Source organism: Streptomyces sp. PA03-3a, from assembly GCF_033792735.1.
Lineage (GTDB): Bacteria > Actinomycetota > Actinomycetes > Streptomycetales > Streptomycetaceae > Actinacidiphila.
Window position 1 is genome coordinate 1 of sequence record NZ_JARAVM010000089.1, and the last position, 1,040, is coordinate 1,040.

The 1,040-nt window shown below is 57.4% G+C and carries 1 rRNA gene; it reads left to right on the plus strand.

Annotation, left to right across the window (positions count from 1 at the left end):
• A 23S ribosomal RNA gene (locus tag PV342_RS40875) occupies positions 1–1,040 on the plus strand; the annotation flags it as partial.

Sequence of the window (1,040 nt, forward strand, 5' to 3'; positions counted from 1 at the left end):
CCGATAGCGGATAGTACCGTGAGGGAATGGTGAAAAGTACCGCGGGAGCGGAGTGAAATAGTACCTGAAACCGTGTGCCTACAAGCCGTGGGAGCGTCGCATGCAAGCTTGCTTGTATGTCGTGACTGCGTGCCTTTTGAAGAATGAGCCTGCGAGTTTGCGGTGTGTGGCGAGGTTAACCCGTGTGGGGTAGCCGTAGCGAAAGCGAGTCCGAATAGGGCGTTTCAGTCGCATGCCCAAGACCCGAAGCGGAGTGATCTAGCCATGGGCAGGTTGAAGCGTGGGTAAGACCGCGTGGAGGACCGAACCCACCAGGGTTGAAAACCTGGGGGATGACCTGTGGTTAGGGGTGAAAGGCCAATCAAACTCCGTGATAGCTGGTTCTCCCCGAAATGCATTTAGGTGCAGCGTCGTGTGTTTCTTGCCGGAGGTAGAGCACTGGATAGGCGATGGGCCCTACCGGGTTACTGACCTTAGCCAAACTCCGAATGCCGGTAAGTGAGAGCGCGGCAGTGAGACTGCGGGGGATAAGCTCCGTGGTCGAGAGGGAAACAGCCCAGAGCATCGACTAAGGCCCCTAAGCGTACGCTAAGTGGGAAAGGATGTGGAGTCGCACAGACAACCAGGAGGTTGGCTTAGAAGCAGCCACCCTTGAAAGAGTGCGTAATAGCTCACTGGTCAAGTGATTCCGCGCCGACAATGTAGCGGGGCTCAAGCGTACCGCCGAAGTCGTGTCATTGCAGCATTACTCCCAACGGAGGCTGTGATGGGTAGGGGAGCGTCGTGTGCCGGGTGAAGCGGCCCTGGAAGGGAGTCGTGGACGGTTCACGAGTGAGAATGCAGGCATGAGTAGCGATACAAGAGTGGGAAACTCTTGCGCCGATTGACTAAGGGTTCCTGGGTCAAGCTGATCTGCCCAGGGTAAGTCGGGACCTAAGGCGAGGCCGACAGGCGTAGTCGATGGACAACCGGTTGATATTCCGGTACCCGCTTTGAAGCGCCAGCGCTGAACCCTCTGATGCTAAGCCCGTGAAGCCGCC